Annotated in this window: 5 protein-coding genes; 4 read left to right on the top strand and 1 reads right to left on the bottom strand. The window is 63.5% G+C overall.

Annotation, left to right across the window (positions count from 1 at the left end; translation table 11 throughout):
- Positions 1–24: 24 nt before the first annotated feature.
- The 4 genes from VN856_RS13780 to VN856_RS13765 are packed head-to-tail and all read left to right on the top strand — an operon-like array spanning position 25 to position 4,732.
- Positions 25–1,650: an acyl-CoA synthetase gene (locus tag VN856_RS13780; RefSeq protein WP_325689900.1), complete on the top strand. Its 1,626-nt coding sequence runs from the start codon at positions 25–27 to the stop codon at positions 1,648–1,650.
- The gene (locus VN856_RS13775) at positions 1,647–2,486 is read left to right on the top strand and encodes an amidohydrolase family protein (protein WP_325689898.1); all 840 of its coding nucleotides are present in this window, start codon (positions 1,647–1,649) and stop codon (positions 2,484–2,486) included. The genes VN856_RS13780 and VN856_RS13775 overlap by 4 nt, the downstream gene beginning before the upstream one ends.
- A gap of 2 nt (positions 2,487–2,488) precedes the next feature.
- Positions 2,489–3,526 carry an acyl-CoA dehydrogenase family protein gene (locus tag VN856_RS13770; RefSeq protein ID WP_325689896.1) on the top strand — a complete coding sequence of 346 codons (1,038 nt, stop codon included), beginning with the start codon at positions 2,489–2,491 and terminating at the stop codon, positions 3,524–3,526.
- Positions 3,527–3,541: 15 nt separating this feature from the next.
- Positions 3,542–4,732: an acyl-CoA dehydrogenase family protein gene (locus VN856_RS13765; RefSeq protein ID WP_325689894.1), complete on the top strand. Its 1,191-nt coding sequence runs from the start codon at positions 3,542–3,544 to the stop codon at positions 4,730–4,732.
- A 5-nt stretch (positions 4,733–4,737) separates the two neighbouring features.
- Here VN856_RS13765 and VN856_RS13760 read toward each other — a convergent pair.
- Positions 4,738–5,620, bottom strand: an 883-nt coding sequence (locus VN856_RS13760) for a thiolase family protein (RefSeq protein ID WP_325689892.1), incomplete at its 5' end; no start/stop codon positions are given.

The raw sequence follows: 5,620 nt of genomic DNA, 5'->3' as shown, positions 1-5,620 counted from the left end.
GAACGCTCGAGGCGCCGCGAAGCCATGAGCGAGTGGACCATAGGCGCGGTCCTGGACGTGATCGCCGAGGTCGTTCCGGACCGGGCGATCACCGTCTGTGGTGAGCGTCGCAGGACGTTCGCCGAGGCCGCGGACCGCACCCGGCGGCTGGCAAACTATCTCGCGGCCAACGGTTTCGGTGCTCATCGCGAACGTGCGGCTCTGCAGAATTGGGAATGCGGGCAGGATCGCGTGGCGCTGGTCATGCACAACGACCTGTACGTCGACATGGTCGTCGGTTGCCTGAAGGCACGGACCGTTCCGGTGAACGTCAACTACAACTACACGGCGCGCGAAGTTCGCGAACTGCTCGACTACGTCCGGCCCCGTGCCGTTATCTATCACAAGTCGCTCGGCGCCAAGTTCGCCGATGCGTTGTCGCCCGACAGTGCGGACCTGCTGCTGTCGGTCGACGACGGAACCACGGCACCTGAGCTGCCCGGCGCGGTGCCCCTGGACGGCGCACTGGCGCAAGGCAACGTGGACCAGAACGTGAGTCCGTCTCCCGACGATCTGCTGATGGTCTGCACCGGCGGCACCACTGGGCGGCCCAAGGGCGTGCTCTGGCGCCAGTCAGACATCTACGTCTCGTCGATGATGGGCGCCGATCATGCTTCTGCTCAAGAGATCCGGGACAAGGTGAGTCGCAACGCCGGACCGCCCTGGTTCGCGGTGTCGCCGCTGATGCATGCTGCCGGAATGTGGACGGCGTTCGCGGCCATCATGGCCGGCCTGACCGTCGTGCTCTACGACACCAGCAAGAAACTCGACCCGCAACTGGTATGGCAAACAGCCGAGCGCGAGAAAGCGGGCATGATGACGATGGTCGGTGATGCCTATGCCGGTCCGCTGGTCGCTGAGTTGCGACGAGGCAACTACGACTTGTCGTCGCTGGCCGCCATCGGCACCGGCGGTGCCGCGACGAATCTCAAATATCAACACGCTCTGCTGGCACTGTTGCCTCAGCTCACTCTGATCAACGGGTACGGGTCGTCGGAGACCGGAAACATGGGATTCGGGAACAGCCACGGCGACACCCGAACCGACACCTTCACACTGCGCGAGGGCGGACTGGTGCTGTCCGAGGACTACAGCCACTTTCTTGCCCCAGGCGAGCAAGAGGTGGGTTGGGCCGCAAGGGAAGGCCGAATTCCGTTGGGATATTTCAACGATCCCGACGCCACCCGCAAGACTTTCCCGGAGGTCGACGGTCAACGCGTGGTGATATCCGGCGACCGCGCAGCGCTGGAAGCGGATGGGACGATGCGGTTATACGGCCGCGATTCGCTGGTGGTCAACACCGGCGGCGAGAAGGTCTTCGTCGAGGAAGTCGAGGAGGTGCTGCGTGCGCATCCGGGTATTGTCGATGCGTTGGTCATCGGCCGCCCGAGCGAACGCTGGGGCGAAGAAATTGTTGCTCTGATCCAGCCGCGAGACGGAGCCGACACGGGACACCAATTGCTGTACGCCCATTGCACATCGCAATTGGCGCCATTCAAGGCGCCCAAGGAATTCATCGTCGTCGAGCAAGTCCGCCGCCTGGGCAACGGAAAGGCCGACTACCGCTGGGCCAAAACGCAAGCGACCGAGAAAGCGCCGATGTCGACATGAACGCCAGCCGCGTTATCGATTGCCTCGTCAACGTGCACTTCGGTGAAACCGAGAAGCAACCCACGTGGATGCTCAAGGTGCGCGACGACTACTTCAAGGGCCCCGAGTCGATGTTCGCGCCGGTTGATCTGTCGGCCTTACTCGAAGAGATGGATGAGCACGGCGTGCGTAAGGCCGTGCTGATGGATAACCTCGCAAAGCCTTCGGTCACGGCGCGCAAGTTCGTCGAAGCAAAGCCAGACCGGTTCGCGCTCGCGATGGGAGGCGTCAACTTGCTGCGACCGATGCCATCGTTGCGCGAACTCAGCGCGGTCGTCAACGACCTTCCGGTCGCGTATGCCGCTGTGGGGCCAAGCTTCTGGGGCGACGGGCAATACCCGCCGAGCGACGCCGTCTACTACCCGCTGTACACCAAATGCGCCGAGATCGGGCTGCCGCTGTGCATCAACACCGGCCTGCCCGGACCACCTATTCCCGGAGAGGTGCAAAACCCCATTCACCTCGACCGGGTCTGTGTGCGGTTCCCCGAGTTGAAGCTCTGCATGATCCACGGCGCGGATCCCTGGTGGGACATCGCCATCCGGCTACTCATCAAATACTCGAACCTGCGCCTGATGACGTCGGCCTGGTCGCCGAAGCGGCTACCGGACAACCTGTTGCACTACATGCGAACGCGTGGACCCGACAAAGTGCTCTATGCCTCGGACTGGCCGGTGCTGAAAATGCGCCGCGTCGTGCCCGAAGCGCAGGCCCTGGACCTGCCCGCCGACGTCCTGGAGAACTATCTCTACAACAATGCGCACACCTTCTTTTTCGAGGGCCAAGAGGAGCACTGACCATGGATCGCTACGAACTCCGCAGAATCGACTACAGCCTGACCGAAGACCATCAGGCTCTGCAGGCTGCGTACCGCGACTTCTTCAAGACGCACTGCTCGATCGAAACCGTCCGCGCAGCAGAAGAATCCGGCTTCGACAAGAGCCTCTGGGAGCGGCTGTGCGGGATGGGCGCCACGACGATGGCGTTGCCCGACGCCGTCGGGGGCGACGGAGCGACGCTGGTCGATCTGACGTTGGTCGCCGAGGAGATCGGCCGCGCACTGGCGCCGGTGCCGTGGATCGACCATGTCTGTGCGGCACGGCTGCTGGCCCGATTGGGCTCGGCGGAGTCAGATGTCGTCAGCGGCCAACGGCTCGCATCGTTCGATCCACAGCACGACAGCGTGCGCGGGAGCCGGCTCATCCCCACCGGATCGATCGCGGACCAGATCATCGTTCGCGACGGTGAGGACGTGGTGCGGCTCAGCTTCGATACCCGGCCGACAAAGGTCGACAACATCGGTCGCCTCCCGATGGCCTGGGTCGATCCCGCTGCCGCCGACACCAGCGTCGTGCTGGCAAGCGGGTCTGAGGCCTTGGCGGAATACCAACGAGCACTGAACGAGTGGCGGGTACTGATGGCCGCGGCGCTGACAGGTCTGGTTGAGGAGACGATGACCATCGCGGCGGAGTTCGCCAAGACTCGCTACACGCTGGGTGTGCCGATCTCGACGCTGCAAGGCATCTCCCATCCGCTTGCCAACATTGCGATCACCGTGCAAGGCGGGCGCAATCTGGCGCGTCGTGCAGCGTGGTTCCTGGATAACGAACCCGATGAGCGTCCCGAGTTGGCGCCGTCGGCATTTGTCTTCATGGCCGAGGAAGCGTCGAAGGCCGCGACTATGGCGGTACATGTGCAAGGCGGTCTCGGCGTTTCCGCGGAGGCTGCCGCGACGGCGTATCTGGTACGTGCCCGCGGGTGGGCGCTGGCCGGCGGCGACCCGGGAGCTAGCGCCAAGTACATCGCCCAGCTCGTTGCCGCCCGCGAAAGCCGTTGAGGAAAGGAGACATAGGTGGATTTCTCGCGAGTCACGCTCGCCGATGAAGATCAAGCCTTCCTCGAGGAGGCCCGCGACTTTCTGCAGACTCACGTCACCGACGATGTCCGGCGGCGCGACCGGGAAACCGGCGACAACTTCGACGAAGGCGTGCACTTGGCCTTGGGTGCCGCGGGTTACCTGGAAGGTGAGTGGAAAGGCGCGGCCGACGGCGGTTTTCCCCGGGTTCGCCGTCGTATCTGGGAATTGGAGAAGCGCCGGGCGCACGTTCCCTGGGTCACCTGGGGGACCACAGCCATGGTGGCTCGTTCGGTGGCTAGGTTCGGCTCACCGGAACTGCGGTCCGAAGTCATGCCGAAAGTATTCAGCGGCGAGGTACGGCTGTGTCTGGGCTACACCGAACCTGAGGGTGGCTCAGACATCGCGACGTGTAAGACCCGTGCTGTCCGCGACGGCGACAACTGGATCATCAACGGATCGAAGATGTTCACCACCGGAGCGCACAAGTGCCAGTACGTCTTCCTGATCACCAACACTGACCCCGATGCTCCAAAGCATAAGAGCCTGACCATGTTTCTGGTGCCACTGGATTCTGCCGGCATCGATATCCAGGGCATCCGCACCGTCGACGGTGACCGCACCAACATCGTCTACTACAGCGACGTGCGCGTCGACGACAAGTACCGGCTCGGCGAGGTCAACGCGGGCTGGACGGTGCTGCGTGAGCCGCTCAATACCGAGCACGGCGCCGTCGCTGCCGCACCGGATGGGTTGCAGGATGTCTCGATCATGATGCATCAGGCCGGGTTCATGGCCTATGCGCTGGACAAGACCGCTGCGAAGGTCGCGGAGCGGGATCCCAACGGGCACAGGCTTGTTGACGACGAATCGGTGGCGTACCGATTGGGCCGCAGCGCTGCCAGGATCGAGGCGGCGCTGAGCGCGCCGAGCATCTTCGGCCGGGTGGCCATTGCGCAGACGATGCGCGACGTCTCACCTGAACTGATGGACATTCTCGGTACGGCCTCGACGCTGCCGATGGGTACCGAGGGTGCGGCTGACGACGGTGCGTCGGAGTACGTCTACCGGTTCGCCCCGCTGGTCGGGATCTACGGCGGCACCCTTGAGGTCTTCCGCAACATGATCGCGCAGTACGCGCTCGGCTTGGGCAAGCCGACCTATTCGGCGCCCAAGAAGGTTTCGTAGCCCAGTCAGGTCGATAGGATGGTCGCGGCAGCGGTTCCCGGCGCACCGTAAACCTGGGCGAACCCGACTCGCGGAGTTCCCGGAACTTGGCGGTCACCCGCCTGGCCCCGCAACTGCCGCACCAGTTCGTGCATCTGGCGCAAACCTGATGCCCCGATCGGTTCGCCATTGGCAATCAGTCCGCCATCAGTGTTGACTGGCATGGCGCCGTTGATTTCGGTAACACCATCGGCCAACAGCTTCTCCTGCTCGCCGTCGGCACAGAATCCCGCCTCGGCCATGTGAATGACCTCCGCGCCGGCGTCGGTGTCCTGCAACTGGATGACGTCGACGTCCCGGGGTGAAACCGCTGCCTTCTCGAAGGCGGCTTTCGCCGCGTAGACCGTCGGCGAAGCGTCCTCGTCGACGGGTGCATACGTGGTGTTGACCTCGTATGCACCATAACGCCGCGTACGGATTTCGACCGCCCGCACGTATACGGGTTTAGAGGTGAACCGGTGCGCGATGTCGGCGCGACACATCACGACGGCGGCTGCGCCTTCGTCGGGCGCGCAGAACATGTACTGGGTCAGTGGGTAATTCAGGATTGGCGAGGCCAGGATGGCCTCTTCGGAGATCGGCTTGCGGCGGAACGCGTTGGGGTTCAACACTCCATTGCGGAAGTTCTTCGCGGCGACCTTGGCCAGCGTGTGGGTGGAGATGCCATGATCGTGGAGGTATCTGTTGGCCTTCATCCCGAAGAACTGGGTAGTGAGGTATTGACCGTTCTGGGCGTACCAGCTTGGCATGCCGACCAGTGCGGGATCTTCGGTAAAGGCACCGCGGGGGTGCTTGTCCATTCCGACAGCGATGCCAATGTCGTAGTCGCCCAACCGGATACTGTCAGCG

The organism is Mycobacterium sp., assembly GCF_035603715.1.
Lineage (GTDB): Bacteria > Actinomycetota > Actinomycetes > Mycobacteriales > Mycobacteriaceae > Mycobacterium.
The sequence above is the reverse complement of the archived record's forward strand: the minus strand, read 5'-3'. Positions and strand labels throughout refer to the sequence as shown.